Here is a 24,041-nt window from a genome sequence, read left to right on the forward strand (position 1 = left end):
GCTTTTCTGTAATGCCAGTGTGTCCACCAAGTTTTACATTGATTGTTGTTGAAGCAGCGCGAAACTATGTTTTATTTTGCGGTTTTCTAGTATGGTGAGTTTATAAAAACGACACCAAGTTGCCGTTGCTTTGTTAGTAAATCGACGGCCAGAGATGCATTTCAACAGGAGTAACTATGTTTCAGGTAACTGCGCCACAAAGTAGCGAAGACTGGCAAGCCTATTATCAATTACGTTGGCAAGTCTTACGCGCCCCGTGGGAACAGCCTCGCGGCTCTGAGCAAGACGATTTAGAGCAAGAAGCGGAGCATCGTTATATTAAGAATAACGACGGAGATGTATTAGCCGTTGCACGTTTGCACTTTAATAACCAACAGCAAGCACAAGTGCGTTATATGGCGGTAGATGAAAAGCACCGAGGTCAACATTTAGGTAGCCGCTTACTGCATGAACTTGAAAAGGTAGCTTGGCAGCAAAATGCTGATGAACTAGTATTATTTGCCCGTGAACGAGCGCTGTCTTTTTATGAGAAGCATGGTTATACCGTATTAGAAAAAGCCCACCTTGCATACGGTGACGTACAGCACTGGAAAATGGTAAAACAAAAGCCTTGTGAGCCAGGTTGGTTCCGCCACCCTGACTGGACGCAGGTACTGCAAAACACATGGCGTGAGTCTATTCCAATCAGTGATGCGATGGGCATTAAAGTTGAAAGCTACACTGACTGGCAGTTTTCAACTAAAGCAGACTTAAAAGCGAACTTAAATTTACATAACTCAATGTTTGCAGGTTCGGTATACAGCATGGCGACCCTGACAGGGTGGGGCGCGACCTATTTGGCGCTTAAAGAGCTCAACCTTGAAGGTAACATTGTATTAGCTGATGCTGAAATCAAATACCTTAAGCCACTCACAACGGCACCAAGTGCGACTGTGACTATCGCAGATTGTTCGGGCAAATTGCTTGAGTTAGAAACTGAAGGTAAAGCGAAATACTATGTACCAGTGAATGTGTACGATGGCGATAAACTGGTTGCTAAGTTTGAAGGCTGCTTTGTTGTGCTTCGCTAAAATTAAGCGCTAGATTTAAAAAGCCAAGCTACTCGCTTGGCTTTTTATTATTGGGTAGAAGTTACAATATATCGGTGAGCAATATACCCACCCCAAAACGTTGTATATCGGCATTGTAATCAATCATGCTCTCACCATAGCCGTTAAAGTATTGCGCATATCCTCTGAGCCTACCCCAAAGCGGGAATGACCAATCTAGCTGTAAAGCACCGCGATTATCGCTGTGAAGGTTATTTCTCACCATGAAACCAAATTCATGATCGCCCTGACGATAAACGCCACTAAACTCAAAGTAGCCCATATATTTGTATATATCTGGGTTGTCGTCGCCTTTTGCCTCTAAAGCATCTGGTTTATCGTCTTCAGGCAATCTATACCAAGGCTTAAAACTAAAAACAAACCCTCGGTTTTCCCAAATAAAGTTGGCATACAGTCTGTTCCAAGAACGAGAGTTTGGCTGGCTGCGACCATTTGACTGATGTGATAAACCGACCACTACGGCCATCTCATCGCCCCACAACACATTCTCATCGTCTAAAAAATTTACCCAAAATACTTCAGGTTCATAGTTTGTTTCACGAAAGGGTGAAGAGATATCCTTATTATAAAACTGCCAATAGGATTGCAGGGTGAAAGCGGTATAAATGGCCTGATCAGGGTCTGAAAAGCCGGTATAAACAGGCACTTTTAAAGACAACTGATATTTTACCTCGAAGTTATCGAGTGGCTCACCTTGTTCGTCACTAATTGCTTTTATGCCATCAAATGGGCGGTTATTTGGCTGACTAATATAAGATACGGGCAAAATGTAATTACGGTGATGGGGCGTTAGAACATTACGGTTCTTTTGTGTCACACGTTCGCGGGCCATACGCTGATCGAGTAGGCTGAACTTTTCAGCGGCCTCTAACTTAGAGCACTTTTCTTTAATATCTGCGACTAGAGTATTGTCGTCAGCATTAATCAGTTCATTGATGACACATTGTTTAACGAGGTCGATTTCATCTTTTTCCACAGGTGTTTCTGTGGCAAAAGCCACCAATGGAAAAGTAAATAAAATACTCAAAGATGTGAGTAGATAGCGCATGATTGCCTCTTTGTATGCTCCTTTAACAAAACGAGTATACATGAGATGCATGAAGTTAGCGTGAATAAACTAATTGGGTTGTAAATGAAAAACAAGAAAAAGGCTGGCGGCAAAAGCCGCCATACCTTAGTAAGCGACACTCAATAAAAGGTGCTTACTCTCACGCAATAAGGTGAAGCCTTACAGCTCGAAATAGTTTGTGAAGAACTTATAGAGTTCAGTGCCTTGATTCACGCTGGCCGAAGCAAAATGCAAAATGGTGATGGCATCTGTATCTAAAGTGATTTCATGCAATGGCTTTTCTGATAAGTATTGTTCCATGCGTAAAATCTTCGCAATGGTGTCACCGGCTTTAATGTGACTGCCTAGTTCGGCGTTGTACTCGACCATGCCACCCATAGGGGCATAAAACGCCAAATAGTCATCAAGCATACAGGCATAGCGGGTAATAGGTTTAGGCGTAAACTCAGCACCGATAAACGCTTGCTTGTGATTTAGATAACTTAAAATACTTTCGGCATCGAGTTTGGCTTCGGTTAAGTCGATTTTCTCTTGCGAGCCGAGTTCAACGGTGAAAGCTTCAACCCACACTGGAATGTTGCGGCCCTGCGCTTTGTAGGCTTCGCTTAATTGCCACCAAGGGCAAAAAGTCGCTTCGTCCATCGCGCCATCAAATTCATTAGGGATCAACAGTACATGCTCAATGTCAAAGTGGCTGGCACTGGCTTTCGCATATTCAGGACAGTACAAATGTTTGGCCGAGATCGGACCGGTATGAAGATCTAATACTATGTCAGCTTCATGCGCTAAACGTTGCAAGGTCACAGCGATCCGTTTGCCGGTATTCACGCGATAAGCGGGTTGATCAAGAAACATTTGGGTCTGATCAACAAGCAGCGCGCGGAATTTGCTTTTGATCTCATCTTCTGGCGCGTCTAAATGTTCGTGAACAAATGACTCGATCAGTTTGCTGTGATCGTGATACATGCGGTTCCAGTTGGTGCCGGTGATCGGATCAAAACGACCTAAAGTAAACTCCCCCGACTTTTGATTACAGCCGATCGGATTCGCATAAGGCACTAAGGTGATGTCTGAAGCCAATGTCTGTGTTTTTAGCTGCTCAAGTAATTGGTAAATAACGGCATTACCTTGTACTTCTGCGCCATGCATATTGGCTTGAATATACACTTTAGGGCCGCTGCCATTGCCTTGTAAACGATACATAGGAATGGTTAAAGGTAAGCCATTGGCAATTTCGCCAACTTGAATATGTTCTTGGGTAATTGTATTCATGGGATCACCTACACTAAATAACTTGCGGCGTTTTGGCTCTCACGCACGCAGACAACTTGGCCTTGCTCAATCACGTATTCAGCAGGCAATTCATGACATAAAAAGAACGGCATACTTTCGGTATACCCATAAGCACCACATTGACTGAATACCACCCAGTCGTGCTCGTTAATATCGTCAGGTAGTGAGTGCTTACCTAAACTGTCTAGCGCAGTACAAAGCGGGCCATGTACTAGGAAATCTTGTGATGATGCGCTAGATTGGCGTAATAATTCACCCGGAAAAGCTTGGTTTGTCACAGCAGGGCGTAATACGTGATTAATACCACCTGCGACAATCAGTTGGTGCTCACCATAATTCAGCTTTTGCTCAACCACAGGGTTTACATAATGGCCGATTTCACCTACCGCATAACGGCCTAGCTCCATCCACAGTTCTTCAACCCCAGCCGCAGCTTTAATGCTTGCCAGTGCATCGACTAATTTAGGCCAAGCGAGGCGATCAGCATCGGGTGTGTAAGGAATACCTAAACCGCCGCCTAAATCTAAAATTTGGCAGGCAAAACCGAGTTGCTCAGCCAAGTCGGTCAGAGGCGTGACCATTTGTGACCAAAGTTCAGCCAGCTTTTCGGTGCTGAGCATATTGCCCCATTGGAAAATATGCAGGCCAACAAAGTTAAGCGCAGGGTAGTCTTGAATAGTCAGTTGTTGCCACTCTTCAAGCCCTAAACCAAATGGCGTTAAGCTGTCGCCACCAAGTGGGTTCTTTTCGCCATCGGGCCAGCGCAATTGTACACGCAGTAGAATGCGCAACTGCACTTGATGTTCTGTCGCAGCTTGGTTTAACCAAGCCACTTGATTTAAGCTTTCTGCCACAAAGGTGCGTACACCTTGTGACAAAAAGTGTTGGATCTGCTTTTTAGATTTAGCAGGTCCGGTGTTGAGCACACGGTTAGCAGCCACGCCTTGACGCAATACTTGGTCAAGTTCGCCACTGCTTGCTACGTCAAAGTCAAAGCCCGCTTTATCTAAGGTTTGGATCACCTTAGAAAGTGGATTGGCTTTAACGGCATACCATAACTTCACCACAGATTGCTCTGTCAGTGGTTTTAAATGCGCGTATAACGCATCTAGGTCATAGACAAAAAACGGTGTGTCGTTCTGTTCACTGATCGCAGTGATATGCTGACGTAGCGGTGTGCTCAAAAAGCTCATTAGCGTAATACCTCTTCAAGGATTAAAGATGCATCGCTTTGCTCATCGCGGTATTTAACAATTAAAGCACATGACATGCTTAAGCCCTGCTCGCGGCCCCATGCACTTGAAGATGGACGTGAACCCGGAATAACAATCGCATTCTCAGGAATTGGCTCGCCTTTTTCTAATACGCGCTCGTTCACACAGTCATAAACAGGAATGGTTGCAGATAAACGGACACCTGGTGCAAGTACAGCCCCTTTCTTAACAACTACACCTTCAACGATCACACAGCCTGCACCGATGAACGCATCGTCTTCGATAACCACCGGGCTTGCGCCAACAGGCTCTAATACACCGCCTAGTTGCACTGCTGCACTTAGGTGAACGTTTTTACCTACTTGTGCACATGAGCCAACTAGCGCATGGCTGTCTACCATAGTACCTTCATCGATGAATGCACCTATGTTTACATACGCTGGTGGCATAATGATTGTGCCAGACGCCACATAGGCACCGCGACGTACACTTGAGCCACCTGGTACCATACGTACGTTTTGTTCTGCATTGAAACCTTGTGGTGCTAGGTTGTCTTTATCAACAAAACCACCTGGGAATTCAACGTTTGTACCATTTCTGAATGCTTCTAAAATGCCTTGCTTTACTTCCACGTTGGCGTGCCAATTGCCTTGCTCGTCTTGAGTTGCCGCACGTACGCTACCGTTTTCTAAATTGTTTAATAGTTCTAACCAGCTCATGTTTTACTGCCTTAATTCCAAGATAAAATTGTGTCGTTTGCACGCTCAATCGCTGCATTACATTGCAGTTCTAGGTGCGTAAGAGGAGGACGAAGATTCGGTGTTGCCAGAGTTCCCTGTTGGTGCATGAGCACTTTGACAGGAATTGGGTTGGCGACACTAAACAAGCTATTTACGGCTTGCGTCCAGGTGGTGAATAAGTTCGGATAAGTACCCGCTAAAGAGCGGCGGACGAATTCAGCGGTTTGCTCTGGCCAGGCATTGGCTGCAACCGAAACTAGGCCTTTTGCGCCTGCTTGTGCGAAGTAGGGGATCAACCCATCGTCGCCACTGTAAATGGCCAGCTCAGGGGCAGCTTCACGGAATTGCTCAAACTTACTGATGTCACCGCTGGCTTCTTTTAACGCCCATAAGTTGTCGTGGTGTGCGAGGTTCTTTAGTACTTTTGGTGACACTTCGACGGCACTGCGACCCGGTACGTTGTAAAGCATACAAGGTAAGTCTGTGGCGCTAAGTAATGCATCAAACCACTGAGTTTGACCAATAACACCCGGTTTGGCATAAAGCGGTGAACCAAGTAGGTAAGCGTGAATAGGGTGCTGATTGCAGAACTCAAGCCAAGCTAATTGTTCTTGTAAGTTGATACCACCTACCGCGACCATAAGCGGTACGTTAGGGGTCAAGTTACAAACAAATTCAACAATCGCTTGTTGTTCAGACAGGGTAAGTGCTAAGCCTTCACCTGTGCTACCAAGCAACAAAATGCCATTGCCAGCTTGTTCTTGCTGACGGACGAGTGTTGTGAGTGTGTCAAAGTCAATTTGGTCTTGCGCGTCAAAAGGCGTCACCAAAGCTGTCCATAAAGGATAGTTGGATAAATCGTATTGTGATTTCATCTCTACCGAACTTATAGCATGTTCGGAGTAAGGAGGGTGTCCATACTTCGAACAATTAAAATTCGAAGAGCAATGGACTTAAAAAAGATAAGGCAAACTGGCCTTATTTATTCTAAGACCAGAAGCTCTCCACCAAAATTCTTGCGTCTTGCGCAATTGGTGACAGTCGCTGGGATTCAGCCCAGTCGCCCGAATTAAACGTTTAGCAAATACGTTTGCTTCTCGGCGTTAATTCCCCTCGCTACGGCATCAACGGAGTTTGCTCTCCTCAACCGCGCTACCTGAATAACGCACCTCTTCCAGCCCTGGCAGCCGAGACAATGCTCCACTGCGCTCAAATAGGGTGAGGCGGCATTGAAACATTTTAGCCGTCTAGGTGTCAAGCAAAGGGGATTAAAAAATCATCTGTTTAAAACCAGAGGTTATAAACATGGGTATAAAAGAGATCAAAAAGCCCGGTGCAAGACCGGGCAAAGGGAGTTTGTTAATTTAAGAGTCGTGGCTTAGTGGCGCACTTTGATATTGCCTACACCCACTTCAACTTCTAAGTTATATTGGCCAGAGCCGAAGTATTCTGTTTGTGAGCTGACCATTTTCTTATGAGACTGAGCTTTGCCCGCAAAACCAGATAGACTCGTTTTACCTACACCGGATTCAAGGTTAACTTGTTTGAAGTCATCAATGGCTGTGTCGATACGCACTTTGCCCACACCTACTTCAACATCTGCTGTATTTTCAAGTGCTTGTATTTCAATTTTACCGACACCGACTTCAACATCTAGACGCATACTTTTAGGCACTTTGACCTCCCAAGTTTGCTCTAAATTATCATCATCAATAGACAGTGATAACTCTTGACGCTGACGCGAAGATTTTAGCTGTACTGCGCTTAAATCGACTTTATCAGTAAACCACCCATCATTATCTTTTGGCTCTAAACGAATGGTGACTTGGACTTGATCGCCATCGTAGCTCGTCATTTCTAGGCTGCCGACTGGAAAATCAATTTCTAATTCTGTGCTGTTTTCAAGATTAAATGATTGCTCAATGGTTCTAGAATCTTCGGCCCAAACTGGCGCAGAAATAACAGCAGTGGTTAAAGCAGCTAATAATAATTTTTTCATCGTCGTCACCCTGATTGATGTTGTTTAATAAGTTAGACGACAGGTGGGTTGAAAAAGGTTTAAAAGAATTTAAAAAAATTTTGAGGCAACAGCGAAAAGAAACGCTACTGCCTGTGCAGTAAGGGTTTAACCAACTGATTTATAAGCGAGTTACATTAAAACCTTGTGCTTTTAACTGAGTGATTAAGCCATGCTTTTCAGGCAAGTGAAGGGCGCCCACAGCAATAAATAATGACTCTTTTGTCAATCTTGGTGTTAATTGTTCAACCCAATTATTATTACGCTGAGTCAGCATTACTTCTTCACTGAACTTACCATAGTCAGAATCATCAAAGCTAAGTTGGTAATACTTGTTTAAGGTGTCCATATCGCCTTTTTTCCAGGCATTAACCAAATCTAGAAAGTACTGCTCAACGTCTTTTAATTGCGCAAGCGTAGTGCTTATCATTAAGTCGCTCTTTACACCTAGCGAACTCAGCATTTCAAGTTGTTGCTCTAAAGTTTCTAACTCGCCGATAGGTTTATTGTGCTTTTTAGCATGGGCAATGACCTGTTTGTCGATCCCATAGTCTTCTAGGTAGCCCAAATTTTGATACTCAATCTGCATCATAGTGACCATCACAGCCCAAGGTGCTAGGTTTTCAAAAAGCGCAATATTAATCTGTTTTGCTGCAAAATACTGCTTTAATGCTTCGAAATGCTCGGCGCTTATTTCATCCTTTAGTGTTCTACCTTGCGGTAAAGTCATAAAAGGAATGGAGCGTTTTTGTATTTCAAATGCATTGAGTGCCTCAATGTTAACTTCAACGATAACTTCATCAGTTTGCTCAATCGCTTGTGTGATTTTCTTTGGTAAACCATCCATGCTTTTATCACCAACATGAACCGTGCCAAATAAATAAGACGTGACCCCTGCTTTTTCGACCTTGAACAGGGCCGGAGAAAGCGCGACGGAGTGACTAGAAAAGCCAATTAAAAAAGCTAAAAGCAGCGTAAGAAAAACGCGGTTTACAGTGCTGAACATAGTATTCCCTTGTAAAAAAATTTCCCCAACATAATAACAAGTTTGTATAAAAAAGGGAGATTTGGTGATTTTTTGAATAAACAAGAAATGTGTTGTTAATTTTTATATGAGCCGGATAAGTGGGAATTATTTTTAATTATTTGAATATTTATTTCATATTTTTAATTTTATTGGATTTTAAATGCTTTCTAAGAGGGTTTTAATCTACTAATAACATAGGGTTTGCTGTTGACTTAATAGGCTACTCGCGGTACTAATAGAAAAAGAACGCAACGCGGTGAATATTGTATACCGTTGCGCTAACAAATTCAGGTGATTTTTAAATGCTCAAAACAGCACATTCTCTACTAGTCGTGATTATTAACGTGGTGATTATTATTACCGCGGGGGCTGGTTAGTGCTGAAAGAAAAGTATTAAGCAAAAAGCCCCCCGCACTGAAAAGTTCGGGGGGCTTTTTCGTTTTAGGGTCGAATTTAAGTTAAATAGCAGTCAGATTGGGAATGAGGAACGAAGATGACAGGCGCAGAGTTACTAATAGATTTACTAGCCAAACATGGCGTTAAAGAGGTATTTGGTTACCCAGGTGGGGCAATCATGCCAATCTACGATGCGTTGTATGGCGCGCCTGTCAAACATTACCTGACTCGTCACGAGCAAGGCGCGGGTTTTGCGGCAGTAGGGTATGCCCGCAGTACTGGTAAGTTAGGCGTATGTTTTGCTACGTCGGGCCCAGGTGCAACTAACTTAATTACCTCACTTGCTGATGCCATGATGGACTCAGTGCCCGTTTTGGCCATCACAGGGCAAGTACCGACGGCGGCTATCGGCTCTGACGCATTCCAAGAAGTTGACGTTTTAGGCATGTCTTTGTCATGTACAAAACACAGTTACATGGTTGAGCGCGCTGAAGACTTAGCTGAGGTATTGCAAGAAGCCATGCATTTAGCGTTATCAGGTCGTCCGGGTCCTGTTTTGGTTGATATTCCTAAAGACATTCAGCTAGCACAAGTACCATTTCACCCCTGGCTTGCGCTTGAAGAAGAAGCGTCCGAGCTCGACATGAACGAAGTCGTCAAAGCGGAGCAACTGCTAGCACAAGCGAAGAAGCCAGTGGCTTATGTGGGTGGTGGCGTACACAACGCGAACGCGCAAGCTGAGCTGATGCAATTTTTAAATAAAACGCACATGCCAGCTGTTTCAACATTAAAAGCGCTAGGCAGTGTTTTACCTGACTATGAATATGATTTAGGCATGTTAGGTATGCACGGTGGTCAAGCTGCCAACATTGCTGTGCAAGAGTGTGATGTTTTAGTCTGTATCGGCGCACGCTTTGACGACCGCGTAACAGGTAATTTGGCTAAGTTTGCATCGAAGGCGAAAGTAATCCATCTAGATATCGACCCAGCAGAAGTTGGGAAGCGCAAGCCTGCTGCGGCATCTATGATTGGCGACCTAAAAGCCACCATTCCTCACCTAGCATGCTTTGTGACAGATGCACAGTGGTTAGCACACACTTTGGAAATGAAAAAAACGCATGCTTGGCGTTATGACTACCCGGGCGAAAAAGTCTTTGCGCCTTATCTATTAAATGAACTCAGTAAGCGCATGCCGAATACTGGCGTGGTGTGTTGTGATGTGGGCCAGCACCAAATGTGGGTGGCGCAGCATATGAAATTCACCAGCCCACACAACCATTTAAGTAGTGGCGGTGCAGGTACCATGGGCTTTGGTTTACCCGCAGCAATCGGTGCACAAATCGCACGTCCTGATGACATGGTGATCACCGTCTCTGGTGATGGTTCAATCATGATGAACATCCAAGAGTTGGCCACCATTCGCAGAAATAATCTTCCTGTAAAGATCTTAATATTAGATAACCAAAGACTCGGTATGGTAAGGCAGTGGCAACAGCTATTTTTTGAAGGGCGTTACAGTGAAACGAACTTATCGGATAACCCTGATTTTGTGCAGCTTGCAGCTGTTTTTGGTATTCCGGGACAAACCATTACCCATGCAAGCGAAGTAGATGCGGCGGTGGATGCGCTAGTGGCATCTGAAGGGCCTTATATCTTACACGCTTGTATCGATGATAAAGAAAACGTATGGCCGCTGGTTCCACCGGGCGCCGCAAATGATGAAATGATGACGGAGAATGCATAATGAAACACCAACTAAATATTGCTGTAAAACAACAAAGTGTCGCAATTGAACGTTTCTTACGTGTGGTCCGTCACCGTGGATTCCAGTTATTAGATCTAGCCTTGGAAGGACAAGATGAATTGTTTCAAGTCAAAATGACCGTGGACAGTGACAAACCCATCTATCTATTAACCTCGCAACTGAGTAAGCTGGTTGAGGTAAAACAGGTTGAGTTGCAACCAATGCAGCAACAGGCTATTGGATAATCGTTCTATATTAAGAGCGAAAGAAAAGAATAATTAATACAAGGTAATAAACATGAGTAATAAATCTGACCTGATCTGGTTCAATGGTGAAATGGTACCGTCTGAGCAAGCGACGACACACGTATTAAGCCATGCGCTTCACTATGGTAGTTCAGTGTTTGAAGGTGTGCGTGCCTATGACACACCAAAAGGTCCGGCGATTTTCCGTTTACAAGATCACACTAAACGCTTATTCGACTCTGCAAAAATCTATCGTATGCAGATCCCTTACACGGCTGAAGAAATCAATGAAGCGTGTAAAGCAGCGGTTCGTGAGAATGGTTTTAAGAATGCCTACTTACGTCCATTCGCATTCTTAGGCAATGTGGGTTTAGGTGTAAATCCTAAATCACACAAAGCCGATGTTGCCGTTGCAGCAATGGAGTGGGGCACTTACTTAGGTGATGGTGCATTAGAGGCAGGTGTTGATGCCTGTATTTCATCTTGGAATCGCTTAGCACCAAACACTATGCCAACAGCGGCAAAAGCTGGTGGTAACTATTTATCTTCACAACTTATTTCTGGTGAAGCAAAGCGTAACGGCTATGTTGAGGGTATTGCGTTAGATGTGAACGGTTACCTAAGTGAAGGCGCAGGTGAGAACCTATTCATCATCAAAAATGGCGTGTTATTCACACCCCCTACCACAGCGGCAATCTTACCAGGTTTGACGCGTGACACTATGATGCACCTTGCTCGTAAAGCAGGATTAGAAGTGCGCGAGGAGCCAATTGCACGTGAAGCACTTTACCTTGCAGATGAGTTCTTCATGACAGGGACTGCGGCAGAAGTTACACCGGTTCGCAGTGTCGACCAAATTGAAATTGGCACAGGCAAGCGTGGCGAGATCACCGAGCTATTGCAAACCGCTTACTTTGATTTAGTAAAAGGTCAAAGTGAAGACGAAAACGGTTGGTTAACTTATATCGACTAAGACGCTGTTGAGCGTTTGAGGTGTGGCTGCGACCTTAATAGTAGCCAACGAATTGAATATTGGGAATGAGGAAAGTCGGCAAGCAACCAGAAACTGCCGCATATTATTGAGGGCTAAACCATGGCTAAACTACGTAGTAAGACCACCACTGAAGGTAGACAACGCGCAGGTGCTCGCGCACTTTGGCGTGCAACAGGGATGACAGACAGTGACTTCGAAAAACCGATCATTGCTGTTGTGAACTCTTATACGCAGTTTGTACCAGGTCATGTGCACCTCAATCAGCTCAGCGATTTAATGGCGGATGCCATTCGTGAAGCGGGCGGTGTGCCTCGAGAATTCAATACCATTGCTATCGACGACGGTATCGCTATGGGTCATGGTGGTATGCTGTATTCACTGCCTTCACGCGACCTAATTGCTGACTCAGTTGAGTATATGGTGAATGCGCACTGTGCCGATGCCATGGTGTGTATTTCTAACTGTGACAAGATCACCCCGGGGATGTTACTGGCGGCACTGCGTTTAAACATTCCAGTGATCTTTGTTTCTGGCGGCCCAATGGAAGCCGGTAAAACCCGTTTAGCCGACATTGATATCAAACTCGACTTAGTAGACGCCATGGTAAAAGGCGCAGATCCGTCGGTGAGCGATGAAGACTCAGAAAAAGTTGAGCGCTCGGCTTGCCCTACCTGTGGATCGTGCTCAGGCATGTTTACCGCCAATTCAATGAACTGCTTAATGGAAGCGCTAGGTTTGGCACTGCCGGGCAATGGCACGACCTTGGCAACTCATAAAGACCGTCATCAACTTTATATGGGCGCTGCTAAACGCATTGTTGCCTTATGTGACGAGTACTATCGCAACGACAACGATGCGGTATTACCACGTAACATTGCTAACCAAGCGGCGTTTACCAATGCGATGACTTTAGATATTGCTATGGGCGGCTCTTCGAACACGGTATTACACCTAATAGCAGCGGCGCGCGAAGGTGAAGTTGATTTTGATATGAGTGATATCGACCGCCTATCACGTACTACGCCTTTCTTATGTAAAGTTGCGCCTGCGACTCAGCAATATCATATTGAAGATGTGCACCGTGCTGGTGGCATCATGGGTATTCTGAATGAGCTTGCCAAAGCTGAAAAGTTAGACTTGTCAGTAGGCCATGTAGCAGGTGGCTCATTGGGCGATGTGTTACAGCGTTGGGATGCAACTGACAGCAATAATGAGCGTGCGCAAACTTTCTACCGTGCAGGTCCTGCGGGTATTCGTACTACCCAGGCAATGAGCCAAGAGTATCGTTGGGACACCCTTGATATTGACCGCGAAAATGGCTGTGTGCGCAGTGTTGAGCACGCCTTCCGTCAAGATGGCGGGTTAGCGGTACTTTCAGGTAACCTGACCCCAGATGGTTGTATTGTAAAAAGTGCCGGTGTAGTTGACGAAATGCTTGATTTCACGGGTCCTGCCGTAGTGTTTGAATCACAAGACGACGCAGTTGATGGCATCTTAAATGGTAAAGTGCAAAAAGGTGATGTGGTTATCATCCGTTACGAAGGGCCGAAAGGTGGCCCGGGCATGCAAGAGATGCTTTATCCGACCAGTTATTTGAAGTCGATGGGCCTAGATAAAGATTGTGCACTGCTAACGGATGGCCGTTTCTCGGGTGGTACTTCTGGTTTATCTATCGGTCATGCTTCGCCAGAAGCGGCCAGTGGTGGTGCGCTTGCGCTGGTTGAGAATGGTGACCGCATTCACATCGATATTCCGAATCGCGGTATTCATCTATTAATTGACGATGCTGAAATGACTGCGCGTCGTGAAAAGCAAGATGCCCGTGGCAAAGACGCTTATAAGCCATTAGATAGACAGCGCGTAGTGTCGCCAGCATTAAAAGCCTATGCTTTATTAGCAACCAGTGCGGATAAAGGCGCGGTGCGTGATTTAGCGAAACTCGAGGAGTTAAGTTAGTCATGGTGGCACAAGAGCTCGATTACTTTCGGGCCATCATCCAAGCGGATATGGCTCCGCTTGCGAAAGTCACAGAGGTCAGCGAGCTGACCTCGCTTAGCAAGCAACTTAACCAGCAGGTGTTTTTAAAACGCGAAGATCAACAACCTGTTTATTCATTTAAATTACGTGGTGCTTTCAATAAACTTCGCCAATTGCCTAAGGGCAGTAAAGTGATCACCGCATCTGCGGGAAACCACGCCCAGGGTGTGGCGCTGAGCGCGGCGCATTTAGGTCATCAAGCAACCATAGTGATGCCCGTCACAACGCCTGATATCAAGGTAAACTCAGTACGTAATCTTGGTGGTGAAGTGGTTTTACATGGCCATAATTTTGATGCCGCACAAGCTCATGCTTATGCACTGACTGAACAGCAAGGCGCGGTATTTGTCCCGCCGTTTGACGACCCAGATGTGATCATCGGACAAGGCACAGTTGCTCGTGAATTAATGCAACAATTACATAACCTCGATGCGGTATTTATACCTGTTGGCGGCGGTGGTTTGCTTGCGGGAATGGCGGTTTATATTAAGTCTCTTCGTCCAGACATTAAAGTCATTGGTGTTGAGTCCGCAGAGAGTGCCTGCTTAGATGCGGCGCTGAAAGCGGGTGAGCCAGTTGAGCTTGAGCAAGTTGGCAGCTTTGCAGATGGTGTTGCGGTCAAGATCATAGGTAAAGAAACCTTTCGTTTAGCGCAAAAGTTCTGTGATGAAGTGGTGACGGTGAGCTCAGACGAAATCTGCGCTGCGGTGCAAGATATCTTTGTTGCCACACGCGCTATCGCCGAGCCGTCAGGTGCATTGGCCACTGCGGGCTTAACTAAGTGGAGCAAACAATGTGGTCAGACAGGGCTTAAACTCGCTGCAGTGCTGTCGGGTGCTAACTTAAACTTCGATCGCTTACGCTATATTGCTGAGCGCACTGCGTTGGGTGCAAAAAGTGAGGCACTTTTTGGTGTCACGATTAAAGAAGAAAAAGGCAGCTTCAAGCGCTTTTGTCATGCTTTAGGTGGCAGAGCTATCACTGAGTTTAATTACCGTTGTGCCGGTGAAGGCGACGCACAAATCTTCGTAGGCGTTGGCTTGCGTGGTGGGCAGCCAGAGTTAGATGAGGTTAAGTCAGTACTGCAAACCAATGGTTATGGGTTTGAAGACCTATCAGAGAACGAGCTGGCAAAATTGCATATTCGTTATATGGTGGGGGGTAAACCGCCAGTGCCATTGAATGAGCATCTTTTCCGTTTTGAGTTCCCTGAATATCCTGGGGCATTGGCACGTTTCTTAGAAACGCTGGGCAGTGAGTGGAATATCACTTTATTCCATTATCGTAACCATGGTGCGGCAGAGGGCAATGTGCTTGCTGCATTCGATATTGCGCCAGAGCAACTGAGTTTATTTAATCTTCATCTTGCTAAGTTAGGGTATAAGTATTGGGACGAGACCGACAACCCGTGTTTTGCTCAGTATTTACAGAACCAAGAGCTTGAACAACAGCAAGCAAGTTAAGCGCTTAGTGCTTGCAAATCACCCTTGTTTTTCTATAGTTTAGTCACGCCTAATTAATTAGAAGAACAAGGGACTTTCATGCTCAAACGGTTTAGCTTGATAAGCTTACTGTTATTTTTTCTGTCTCCAGCCTTTGCATTAGAGTCTGTGGTGCTGCAATTAAAGTGGACCCATCAGTTTCAGTTTGCTGGTTATTATATGGCGGTGGAAAAAGGCTTTTATGAGCGTGTGGGTTTGGATGTCACGATTATTCCGGCCGATATTGAAGACCCTGACACTCACTTTAAAGTGCTCTCCGGTCAGGCACATTTTGGAGTAACTCACTCAGGCATTTTAGCCGATCGCCTACAAGGTAAACCGCTAGTTGCAATTGCTGCTATGTTGCAATCTTCTCCCTACTGCTGGATGGTCAAAGCTGACAGTGACATCTACAACCCTGTTGACTTCAAAGGAAAACGAGTCAGTCACCTTGGCGTGGCAGAGCTCATGCTAATGTTAGAGCAGGCTGGTGTCGGCAAAGATGACATTTCTTTATACGCGGGCTTTGAGCCAATCGCTGATTTCAAGGCGGGAAAGTTTGATGCCTTACAAGTATATACCTCTAATGAGCCTTTTGAGATGCAGCAACAAGGTGTTGCCATTAGACAGATTTGCCCAAAACAATATGGACTCAATTTATATGCTGATATTTTGTTTACCAGCGAAAATGTCCTACAGCATCGCCCTGAGCTAGTTGAAAAGTTTAAGCAAGCGAGCCTTCAGGGTTGGCGTTATGCTATGTTGCACTTACAAGAAAGTATTGAAATTACTCACCAGAAATACGCCACACATAAAAGCGTAGAGCAAATTGCCTATGAAGCTGAAAAGCTTCGCCCTTACATCGCTCCGCCTGGTGTGACCATTGGTAATATGTCAGAGTTACATTGGCGTTGGATAGGGCAAATTTATGGCTTAGATATGGCGCAATATGATGCGGTGAGAGAGCGCTTTATTTATGAACTAAAACAGTCAGAGCCGCTTTTTCCCTGGTCATGGATGTTGATAGCAGCATGTGCAGTCACTTTATTCAGTATCCCTCTCTACTTACACCTTGTATTCACCAAAAAGCGTCGCTACAAGCTGAATGAGTCAGCACAAGAAAATGAAAACGAGGTAGAATAGCCTTTTTTCGCGTCGGGGAAGTGCTGTGCCGTTATCGTCATTATTTATTCAGTTAGATCATTGCTTGCAGCAAACACGTGCCTATTGGCAGTGCGTTGCTTTTGATTACAGTGAATTTCCTTGGTGCGATGAACAGTTAACACATTTTCTAAATGAGCTCAGTGACGAGCAGGTACGAGGACTAGACGCAGATCAAACTCGTCTTTATGAAGTGTTTGCTGATTTTATTCCTGCTGTCGAAGAGTTATCACAGTTGATTTCCCTACCTTATAGCGCACAGCAAAGAGCCGGTTTGCCTTTTTGGCTCAGTAACGGCATTAAAGGTCGTAAATTACTTCAACTACAAGATTTCGTCTCACACCTCGATAATGGTGAGCAGCCAGTATTAGAATGGTGTGCAGGCAAAGGGCATTTAGGTCGTATTTTGGCACATCAAGGTGCACAGCATGTGCAAAGTGTGGAATTGCAAGCCAATTTGTGTGAGCAAGGACAACATAGCGCAAAACAGCAAGGTTTAAACATGCACTTTCGCTGTGCGGATGTGTTGCAAGATAACACCGATGACTGTTTTACCCAGCAACAACATGCTGTGGCTCTCCATGCCTGTGGTCGTTTGCATCAAGTCTTTATCCAGCAGGCCATCAAAGCCGAATGTGACAAAATTAGTTTATCGCCTTGCTGTTATCACTTGTTTACCGAGCCGACTTATGAGGCCATGAGTACAGAGGGTAAACAAAGCACACTGCAATTAACTCACAGTGATATGAAATTAGCACTGCAAGAAACCGTTACGGCGCCGAGCAGAGTGACTAAGGTTAGGCAAACAGAGGTTACTTGGCGTTTGGGTTTTGATGCGTTGCGTCGAGAAGTGACGGGCGTAGAGCGTTATGTCAGTGTGCCTTCTATCAATAAACAAATATTTTCTGGTGAATTTGCTGATTTCTGTCAATGGGCGGCGGAGCAAAAGCAGGTAGAGTTACCTCATTCATGTGATTATCAGCATTACCTGCGCTTAGGTGAACAAAGAAAGAAAATCACCGACCGCATTGAGTTAGTCAGGCACATATTCAGACGAGCCATTGAATTATGGTTGGTACTAGATAGAGCATTATTTTTGCAACAGGCGGGCTATGACGTGCAACTCAGTGAGTTTTGTGAAAAGTCTCTAACGCCGCGCAACATACTCATTCAGGCAAATAAAATAACAAACTGAGGCTAAATTATGTGTGACCTTGACCATTTATTGCAAAATAACCAAGCTTGGGCAGAGCGCACACAAGCAAAGCACCCAGAGTTTTTTATCAAACTGGCTGCGCAACAAAAGCCTGAATATCTATGGATTGGCTGCTCTGACTCTCGAGTGCCAGCAAACGAAATTGTTGATTTAATGCCGGGCGAACTATTTGTGCATCGTAACGTTGCGAATGTGGTGGTTCATACCGATCATAACTGCTTATCAGTGATGCAATACGCTGTTGAAGTGTTAAAAGTGAAGCACATTATGGTCGTTGGTCACTATGGATGTGGTGGCGTTCAAGCTGTATTAGATGAAGCGCGATTAGGCTTGATAGATAATTGGCTAAGGCATGTTGCTGATGTAAAAGAAAAGCATCAAGGGTTGTTGTCGAGTGTTGCTGAGCAACAACGTTGTGCGGCCCTGTGTGAGCTAAATGTCATTGAGCAAGTGCGCAATGTGTGTTTAACGAATGTGGTGCAAGACGCTTGGCAGAGACAGCAAGAACTCACTGTACATGGTTGGGTGTATGGTTTAGAAGATGGCTTGCTGAAAGCGCTCAACTCGCAAACTTGCCATGGCAGTGAAGTGGACCAAATGCATCGTCAGGCGGTAGAACATATCGCCGAGCGTTATCTTAAGTAAGTATATGAAAGTAAAAAGGAGCTGCTAAGCTCCTTTTTACTAATAGGATTAGCTTATTCCGCCTTATCAGCCGGATCTTGCTCAGCAAGTTTCGCCTCAAGTTGGGCAACTTTTTCTTCTAATTGCATCAGCTTTTCGCGAGTTCTGATCAGCACTTGTGATTGAATATCAAACTCTTCACGGCTAACAAAATCCATCTCAGTTAACTTATTCTGGATAGCTTGTTTGGTTTTTGACTCGAAAGTCTCTGCCAGAGTTTTTACACCCTGTGGCATGTTGCTAGAAATCTGCTTGGCGATCTCTTCAATTTTAGCTGGGTTGATCATGATTGATTACCTGATATGGAGGCGATTAATTAAGTTACGACATAGTAGCAAATTCGGTTTAGTTTCGGCACCTTTCTAGATCAAATGAGTTCTAGAGACTCACTAGGCTTTGCGATAGAATTACTGCCCCAGAATTTCGGACCTGCCAAAAATGAAACTCAATCCTAAACAAGATGAAGCGGTTAAATATATCAGCGGCCCTTGCCTCGTTTTAGCGGGCGCAGGCTCAGGCAAAACGCGCGTAATTACCAACAAAATTGCTTACCTTGTACAACATTGCGAATACCAAGCGAAAAACATTGCTGCGGTAACCTTCACCAACAAAGCAGCAAAAGAAATGCGCGAGCGTGTAAGTCAAACCCTTGGTAAGCAAGAGGCAAAAGGTCTATGGGTTTCTACCTTTCACACCTTGGGTTTAGAGGTCATCAAAAAAGAGCTAAAAACACTGGGATTTAAACCGGGCTTTTCGTTATTTGACGATCAAGACACCCACCAACTTTTGGCAGAGTTGACAGAAAAAGAATTAGACAGAGATAAAGACTTACTGAATTTGCTGAAGATGCAAATTGGCAGTTGGAAGAACGAGCTTATTTTACCTGAGCGCGCTATTCGCGAAGCCCGAGAACCACAGAAAGCCTTGTTCGCGCAACTATATGCCCGTTATGCGTTGCAGTTACGCGCATATAACGCGTTAGATTTTGATGACTTAATCATGATCCCCACTTTACTGTTGGCGCAAAACCCAGATGTAAGAGAGCGCTGGCAGGCGCGTTTTCGTTATTTGCTGGTGGATGAGTATCAAGATACCAATACCAGTCAATATCAGTTGGTTAAATTGCTGGTGGGGGAACGCGCGCGCTTTACCGTGGTAGGCGATGATGACCAATCGATTTATTCTTGGCGCGGGGCAAAGCCACAAAACCTGGTTTTGTTGTCGAAAGACTTCCCTGGATTACGTTTGATTAAGTTGGAGCAAAATTACCGAAGTGCAGGGAGAATTCTGAAAGCTGCGAACATTTTGATCGCCAATAACCCGCATGAATTTGATAAAAAGCTGTTTAGTGAACTCGGTTATGGCGACCCAATTCGAGTGATAGCGACCAAAGACGAAGAGCACGAAGCAGAGCGCGTAGTTGCCGAAATCATCTCTCATAAGTTTATGAAGCGCACCAGCTATAAAGATTACGCCATTTTATATCGCGGTAACCACCAAGCGCGAGTGTTTGAAAAAGCCCTAATGAGTAACCGCATTCCTTACAAAATAAGTGGCGGCATGTCGTTTTTTGCACGCAGTGAAATTAAAGACATCATGGCGTACTTACGTTTGTTAGTGAATCAGGACGACGACAACGCATTTTTACGTATTGTGAATACACCAAGACGAGAAATCGGCCCGGTTACGCTCGAAAAGTTAGGTAGCTTAGCGAACGAAAAACACATCAGTTTATTCGAAGCATGTTTTCAGCCAGAACTGGCAAGCCGATTAGCGGGGCGTGGCTTTAATGCGCTTATGGGCTTCGCTCGTTGGGTGGTTGAGCTATCAGATAGAGCAACGCGTGGAGACACATTGGAAGCGGTGAAAGACATGGTACGTGAGATCAATTATGAAGCGTATCTATATGAGTCATCGCCTAGCGCAAAAGCAGCAGAAATGCGTATGAAAAACGTTTCTGAGCTATATCGTTGGATCACTGATATGTTAACGGGTGATGCAGATAACCCCCCGATGACCTTACCAGAAGTGGTCAGTAAGCTAACACTTCGCGATATGTTAGAGCGTAACGAAGAAGAAGATGATAGCGATGCAGTGCAGTTATTAACCTTGCATGCTTCTAAAGGTTTGGAATATCCGCATGTATTTATGGTGGGGATGGAAGAGGGTTTTTTACCGCATCAAACCAGTATTGATGAAGATAACGTAGAAGAAGAACGTCGCCTCGCCTACGTGGGGATCACCCGCGCGCAGCAAACTTTAACCATGACTTATGCGAAGAATCGCCGGCAGTTTGGTGAAGTATCGACACCTGAGTTGAGTCGTTTTGTGCAAGAATTACCACAAGATGATTTACAAATTGAAGGTCAAAAGAAAACGGTGCAATCACAACAAGAACGCATGCAATCAGGGCAAGCACGCGTTGCTAATTTACGTGCTATGTTAAAGCGATAAAGGTTCTGACTCTGAGGTGAGTTCGATGAAAGAATTGCCTCGAGTATTTTTATCGTAGTTGACTTGCTTGCCGAAGAATAACTGCAAGCCATGGTTTTCTAACAAGGTTCTGAAATTTAGAATGGCAGGGCCTTTGGCAATCACATTACAGTGACGCATCTTAGTCACTGCTAATACACCTTGCAGTTGTACTTCGTAACAAGGTTGCTGTAATACGCGTTTACTAAAAGTAGAGCTGAGCAGTAAATAATGGAAGTTAATCTTACTAATTAGACTCAAATCACAGCGGTCTTTACCGAAGTCATTAAGGCCAATAACAAACTCCATCTGTGTAAGGGCTTCGAGGTTTTGTAATTGCGTACTTGATGCGAACCTAAGTTCTTCTTCACTAAACAATAAGCACACATTATGTTTATGCTGTTTTAGTAAATGGCATAGATGCGTAAAGTTATCGCTTTCAAGCACCACAGCTGCACAGCTAAATAAAAGTTCTTGATGATGTGTTTCACTCAAGATCAGCGCTTTCTTCATCAAAGCAAACTCGAGATCGAGTAATTCATTTTTCTCAGCGGTGAACTTTTTTAACACGTCAAAACTGGTGCTGCCTAAAATAGGGTGGTTGCCGAAAATTTCTAGTAACTGTAGCTGTACTTGATTACTTGAGAAGTCGATGACATCGGTAGACCTGAAGTGTGTTGTTAAGCTACTTAAATTATGTTGTTCGGTATCAACTTTACTTGAAATGGTGCCTGCGGTCAGCAGAGGGTGATAAAACTCATAGCGACCTTTGCCTGCATTTTTAGCATAATACATAGCTGCATCGGCATCGCGAATAATTTCGTCAATATGTTGATAGCGTTTGTTTGAATAGGTAATACCAATACTGGCGCCACTATAGACAGTTTGCCCTTTCATTACGAAAGGCTGCTGCATCACTTTAATAATGCGCTTGGCGACGTCTTCGGCTTGTTGTCTATCACTGAGGTGATCTAATAAAATGACAAACTCATCACCGGCAAGGCGAGCGAGTAAATCATGATCTCTAATACACTCAGCAAAAGCTTTACTGACCCAAATTAAGAATTGATCACCGGCTTGATGGCCTAACTCATCGTTGATTTCTTTGAACTTATCTAAATCAATAAAGAGTACTGAGAAGTTATAATCAGGGTGCCTTTGATATTTGAGTAAGGTTTTCTCTAACTGAGTTAAGAATAAGCTACGATTTGGTAAACCTGTCAGCGGGTCGTGATGGGCGTCATGATATAGCTGTTTTTCAATCTTTTTACGCTCTTCAATTTGCATTTGTAGATGCAAATTACTTTGCTGTAATGCCTTGGTTTTATCTGCAACGCGCTGTTCTAACTGTTGATGACTGAGCTTCAGTGCTTGATTTGCAAGATGTGTTTGTAAAACTGATGCGATTTGATTTGAAATGAACGAAATAAGTTCAAGATCTTCATGCGTGAATTCATAAGCATCATCGTAAGCTTGGCAAGCAATGAGACCAATAACGCCATTTGCGGTTTTTAGCGGAGCACCCATCCAGCTGCTTGCTGGTTTAATAATATCATCACCGCTGCGAATGACGATTTGTTGGTTAATCAGTTTATCGGCACGCTCGCGGTTAATTAGCTGACTGCGTTCAGTACTAATAACAAGCTCGCTATAGCCATTTGCAAAAGGGCGTGGGCAGTAATCACCAACTTCATCAATACAATAGGGAAAACTTAACCAATTAGATTCTTTGTCATACAAAGCAATATAGAGATTATCAGCGAACGTAATTGAGCGAATAATTCGATGTACTTGTTTGTATACATCGTCGATGTCTGTAAATTGTGTTGCTAGCTCAGAAATTTTGAAAAGAATTTGTTGGCGCTCTAACGCACGTTTTCGACTTTCTATTTCTTTATTTAGCGCCTCGTTACTTTGCATTACTGCACGAGTACGAATTTTTACTTCAGACTCTAGTAGCTCACGTTTCTTAACGCGCTCTATAGCTGTACCCAAATAAAGTGAGATAAATTCAAGTAGCTCAACTTGCTGTTCACTATAATTTAGAGCAGCTTCATAGCTTTGTGTCACCATGACACCAATAATATGTCTATTTTGACGGATCGGTACGCCTAACCAATGCTCAGCAGGTGTGCCTAGTAATTTAAACTGGCCTTCTTCGCTAAGGCGATTCATTTCTTGCTTATTAATGTGAACGGTTTCACCTTTTCTGAAAGTGAAACCAGTAACGCCTTCAGAAAAGTGATGTGACTCTTGAATAGGTACAGAGATACCGTCTTTTTCATCAATAAAGTAAGACAGTTCTAGAGACTGTGTATATTGGTTTTGCAACACGACGTAAAAGCTGTTGCTAGGTAAGTATTGCTTAAGAATATCGTGGATAGCTGGGTACAGCAGAGTTAGCTCAGCCACAGTATTCGCCAGCTCAGACAATTGTATGAGAGCATTCTGTAATTGATCTCGCTGTTTGTACTTTTGTAAGAGCTTGTTTAGCTTCTTATTTTTATACTTTAGGCGAGTAGCTAAAAGTGCGGGATCTTCCAATGATTTTACCCAATTATTATTAGTATTGCTTATTTATTAAGCTTATGATTCCACTTTTGTCATGGAGGGTCAAGGAGAAAATAGGGAACAAAATGGGGAGTTGAGAAAAATTGAATTTAAATGAGAGGTGATAGTCACCTCTCGTTAAAAAGTATTACTTTTTAGTCATGAAATCAACTGCTGCTGCAATCTCTTCATCAGAACAATCCATACAAGTACCGCGAGGAGGCATTGCATTAAAACCATTAATTGCATGCTCTACTAATAATTCACGACCTTTTGTCAAACGAGCAGCCCAGTCATCAGCTGTTTTTGGCGCGCCTAGTGCACCTGTACCATGACAAGCAGCACATGACACTTGATAAACTTGCTCACCTGAACGAGGGCCGGTAGGCGCTGCTGGAGCGGCAACTGCTGCACCTGCTAAGTATACTGAACCTACTGGTGCTAAGCGTTTTTTAATCGCTTCGTCAGTTAAAGCGTTATCAAAAGGTTGTGCGTAAACAGTTGTTGATAGCAATAATAAAGCTGCTGAAAGTTTTTTCATTTGTCTTGCTCACTTCGTTGGTGATGTGCTCAATCACGATAGATGACGGAA

The 24,041-nt window shown here is 44.3% G+C and carries 20 protein-coding genes and 1 riboswitch; of the genes, 10 read left to right on the forward strand and 10 right to left on the reverse strand.

Annotated features, from left to right (window positions below; genetic code table 11):
* Positions 1-176: 176 nt before the first annotated feature.
* Complete coding sequence (locus tag C1E24_RS00670; protein WP_138477788.1) at positions 177-1,070, forward strand: bifunctional GNAT family N-acetyltransferase/hotdog fold thioesterase; 894 nt, start codon at positions 177-179, stop codon at positions 1,068-1,070.
* A 61-nt stretch (positions 1,071-1,131) separates the two neighbouring features.
* On the opposite strand, the gene C1E24_RS00675 is transcribed toward C1E24_RS00670, so the two are convergent.
* The 7 genes from C1E24_RS00675 to C1E24_RS00705 all read right to left on the reverse strand — a co-directional run bounded on the left by C1E24_RS00675 (position 1,132) and on the right by C1E24_RS00705 (position 8,448).
* Positions 1,132-2,157 carry a phospholipase A gene (locus tag C1E24_RS00675; protein WP_138477790.1) on the reverse strand — a complete coding sequence of 342 codons (1,026 nt, stop codon included), beginning with the start codon at positions 2,155-2,157 and terminating at the stop codon, positions 1,132-1,134.
* A gap of 180 nt (positions 2,158-2,337) precedes the next feature.
* Positions 2,338-3,450 (reverse strand): succinylglutamate desuccinylase/aspartoacylase family protein, encoded by a 1,113-nt coding sequence (locus C1E24_RS00680; protein ID WP_138477792.1) that lies wholly within the window; start codon positions 3,448-3,450, stop codon positions 2,338-2,340.
* An 8-nt stretch (positions 3,451-3,458) separates the two neighbouring features.
* Positions 3,459-4,664, reverse strand: a complete 1,206-nt coding sequence (locus C1E24_RS00685) for a PLP-dependent decarboxylase (RefSeq protein WP_138477794.1) — start codon at positions 4,662-4,664, stop codon at positions 3,459-3,461.
* Positions 4,664-5,404, reverse strand: a complete 741-nt coding sequence (locus C1E24_RS00690) for a 2,3,4,5-tetrahydropyridine-2,6-dicarboxylate N-succinyltransferase (RefSeq protein WP_138477796.1) — start codon at positions 5,402-5,404, stop codon at positions 4,664-4,666. Before C1E24_RS00690 ends, C1E24_RS00685 begins: the two co-directional genes overlap by 1 nt.
* A gap of 11 nt (positions 5,405-5,415) precedes the next feature.
* Positions 5,416-6,300, reverse strand: a complete 885-nt coding sequence (gene dapA, locus C1E24_RS00695; protein ID WP_138477798.1) for a 4-hydroxy-tetrahydrodipicolinate synthase — start codon at positions 6,298-6,300, stop codon at positions 5,416-5,418.
* Between the two features lie 114 nt (positions 6,301-6,414).
* Positions 6,415-6,607: riboswitch (Lysine riboswitch) on the reverse strand.
* Positions 6,608-6,803: 196 nt separating this feature from the next.
* Entirely contained in the window at positions 6,804-7,424 is a 621-nt protein-coding gene (locus tag C1E24_RS00700) for a hypothetical protein (RefSeq protein ID WP_138477800.1), read from the reverse strand.
* A 139-nt stretch (positions 7,425-7,563) separates the two neighbouring features.
* Positions 7,564-8,448, reverse strand: coding sequence for a TraB/GumN family protein (locus C1E24_RS00705; RefSeq protein WP_138477802.1), 885 nt, complete (start codon positions 8,446-8,448; stop codon positions 7,564-7,566).
* 514 nt (positions 8,449-8,962) lie between these two features.
* On the opposite strand from C1E24_RS00705, the gene ilvG reads away from it, so the two are divergent.
* From ilvG to can, 8 genes are all read left to right on the forward strand, one after another.
* Positions 8,963-10,609 carry an acetolactate synthase 2 catalytic subunit gene (gene ilvG, locus C1E24_RS00710; protein WP_138477804.1) on the forward strand — a complete coding sequence of 549 codons (1,647 nt, stop codon included), beginning with the start codon at positions 8,963-8,965 and terminating at the stop codon, positions 10,607-10,609.
* On the forward strand, positions 10,609-10,854 hold the full coding sequence (gene ilvM / locus C1E24_RS00715) for an acetolactate synthase 2 small subunit (RefSeq protein ID WP_058031265.1): 246 nt from the start codon (positions 10,609-10,611) through the stop codon (positions 10,852-10,854). The genes ilvG and ilvM overlap by 1 nt, the downstream gene beginning before the upstream one ends.
* 52 nt (positions 10,855-10,906) lie before the next feature.
* Positions 10,907-11,827 (forward strand): branched-chain amino acid transaminase, encoded by a 921-nt coding sequence (locus C1E24_RS00720; protein ID WP_138477806.1) that lies wholly within the window; start codon positions 10,907-10,909, stop codon positions 11,825-11,827.
* Positions 11,828-11,947: 120 nt separating this feature from the next.
* Positions 11,948-13,804 (forward strand): dihydroxy-acid dehydratase, encoded by a 1,857-nt coding sequence (gene ilvD / locus C1E24_RS00725; RefSeq protein WP_138477808.1) that lies wholly within the window; start codon positions 11,948-11,950, stop codon positions 13,802-13,804.
* Between the two features lie 2 nt (positions 13,805-13,806).
* The gene (gene ilvA / locus C1E24_RS00730) at positions 13,807-15,348 is read left to right on the forward strand and encodes a threonine ammonia-lyase, biosynthetic (protein ID WP_138477810.1); all 1,542 of its coding nucleotides are present in this window, start codon (positions 13,807-13,809) and stop codon (positions 15,346-15,348) included.
* Between the two features lie 78 nt (positions 15,349-15,426).
* Positions 15,427-16,509, forward strand: coding sequence for an ABC transporter substrate-binding protein (locus C1E24_RS00735; RefSeq protein ID WP_138477812.1), 1,083 nt, complete (start codon positions 15,427-15,429; stop codon positions 16,507-16,509).
* Positions 16,510-16,534: 25 nt separating this feature from the next.
* Positions 16,535-17,722 (forward strand): methyltransferase, encoded by a 1,188-nt coding sequence (locus C1E24_RS00740; RefSeq protein ID WP_138477814.1) that lies wholly within the window; start codon positions 16,535-16,537, stop codon positions 17,720-17,722.
* Between the two features lie 9 nt (positions 17,723-17,731).
* Entirely contained in the window at positions 17,732-18,388 is a 657-nt protein-coding gene (gene can, locus C1E24_RS00745; RefSeq protein ID WP_138477816.1) for a carbonate dehydratase, read from the forward strand.
* Positions 18,389-18,441: 53 nt separating this feature from the next.
* On the opposite strand, the gene ubiK is transcribed toward can, so the two are convergent.
* Positions 18,442-18,714 (reverse strand): ubiquinone biosynthesis accessory factor UbiK, encoded by a 273-nt coding sequence (gene ubiK, locus C1E24_RS00750; RefSeq protein ID WP_138477818.1) that lies wholly within the window; start codon positions 18,712-18,714, stop codon positions 18,442-18,444.
* 151 nt (positions 18,715-18,865) lie between these two features.
* Here ubiK and rep point away from each other — a divergent pair, with 151 nt between their 5' ends.
* Positions 18,866-20,881, forward strand: a complete 2,016-nt coding sequence (rep, locus tag C1E24_RS00755) for a DNA helicase Rep (protein WP_138477820.1) — start codon at positions 18,866-18,868, stop codon at positions 20,879-20,881.
* Here the strand turns inward: rep and C1E24_RS00760 are convergent.
* The gene (locus tag C1E24_RS00760) at positions 20,870-23,443 is read right to left on the reverse strand and encodes a sensor domain-containing diguanylate cyclase (RefSeq protein WP_138477822.1); all 2,574 of its coding nucleotides are present in this window, start codon (positions 23,441-23,443) and stop codon (positions 20,870-20,872) included. The genes rep and C1E24_RS00760 overlap by 12 nt on opposite strands.
* Positions 23,444-23,597: 154 nt before the next feature.
* Complete coding sequence (locus C1E24_RS00765; protein ID WP_138477824.1) at positions 23,598-23,990, reverse strand: c-type cytochrome; 393 nt, start codon at positions 23,988-23,990, stop codon at positions 23,598-23,600.
* Positions 23,991-24,041: the final 51 nt, after the last annotated feature.

Origin of the sequence: Pseudoalteromonas phenolica, from assembly GCF_005876835.1 — a bacterium.
GTDB lineage: Bacteria > Pseudomonadota > Gammaproteobacteria > Enterobacterales > Alteromonadaceae > Pseudoalteromonas > Pseudoalteromonas phenolica_B.

Excerpts from the sequence above, each read along its gene's own strand:
- C1E24_RS00670 (WP_138477788.1), top strand. The coding sequence starts at position 177 with ATGTTTCAGGTAACTGCGCCACAAAGTAGCGAAGACTGGCAAGCCTAT.
- C1E24_RS00675 (WP_138477790.1), bottom strand. The coding sequence starts at position 2,157 with ATGCGCTATCTACTCACATCTTTGAGTATTTTATTTACTTTTCCATTG.
- C1E24_RS00680 (WP_138477792.1), bottom strand. The coding sequence starts at position 3,450 with ATGAATACAATTACCCAAGAACATATTCAAGTTGGCGAAATTGCCAAT.
- C1E24_RS00685 (WP_138477794.1), bottom strand. The coding sequence starts at position 4,664 with ATGAGCTTTTTGAGCACACCGCTACGTCAGCATATCACTGCGATCAGT.
- C1E24_RS00690 (WP_138477796.1), bottom strand. The coding sequence starts at position 5,404 with ATGAGCTGGTTAGAACTATTAAACAATTTAGAAAACGGTAGCGTACGT.
- dapA (WP_138477798.1), bottom strand. The coding sequence starts at position 6,300 with ATGAAATCACAATACGATTTATCCAACTATCCTTTATGGACAGCTTTG.
- C1E24_RS00700 (WP_138477800.1), bottom strand. The coding sequence starts at position 7,424 with ATGAAAAAATTATTATTAGCTGCTTTAACCACTGCTGTTATTTCTGCG.
- C1E24_RS00705 (WP_138477802.1), bottom strand. The coding sequence starts at position 8,448 with ATGTTCAGCACTGTAAACCGCGTTTTTCTTACGCTGCTTTTAGCTTTT.
- ilvG (WP_138477804.1), top strand. The coding sequence starts at position 8,963 with ATGACAGGCGCAGAGTTACTAATAGATTTACTAGCCAAACATGGCGTT.
- ilvM (WP_058031265.1), top strand. The coding sequence starts at position 10,609 with ATGAAACACCAACTAAATATTGCTGTAAAACAACAAAGTGTCGCAATT.
- C1E24_RS00720 (WP_138477806.1), top strand. The coding sequence starts at position 10,907 with ATGAGTAATAAATCTGACCTGATCTGGTTCAATGGTGAAATGGTACCG.
- ilvD (WP_138477808.1), top strand. The coding sequence starts at position 11,948 with ATGGCTAAACTACGTAGTAAGACCACCACTGAAGGTAGACAACGCGCA.
- ilvA (WP_138477810.1), top strand. The coding sequence starts at position 13,807 with ATGGTGGCACAAGAGCTCGATTACTTTCGGGCCATCATCCAAGCGGAT.
- C1E24_RS00735 (WP_138477812.1), top strand. The coding sequence starts at position 15,427 with ATGCTCAAACGGTTTAGCTTGATAAGCTTACTGTTATTTTTTCTGTCT.
- can (WP_138477816.1), top strand. The coding sequence starts at position 17,732 with ATGTGTGACCTTGACCATTTATTGCAAAATAACCAAGCTTGGGCAGAG.
- ubiK (WP_138477818.1), bottom strand. The coding sequence starts at position 18,714 with ATGATCAACCCAGCTAAAATTGAAGAGATCGCCAAGCAGATTTCTAGC.
- rep (WP_138477820.1), top strand. The coding sequence starts at position 18,866 with ATGAAACTCAATCCTAAACAAGATGAAGCGGTTAAATATATCAGCGGC.
- C1E24_RS00765 (WP_138477824.1), bottom strand. The coding sequence starts at position 23,990 with ATGAAAAAACTTTCAGCAGCTTTATTATTGCTATCAACAACTGTTTAC.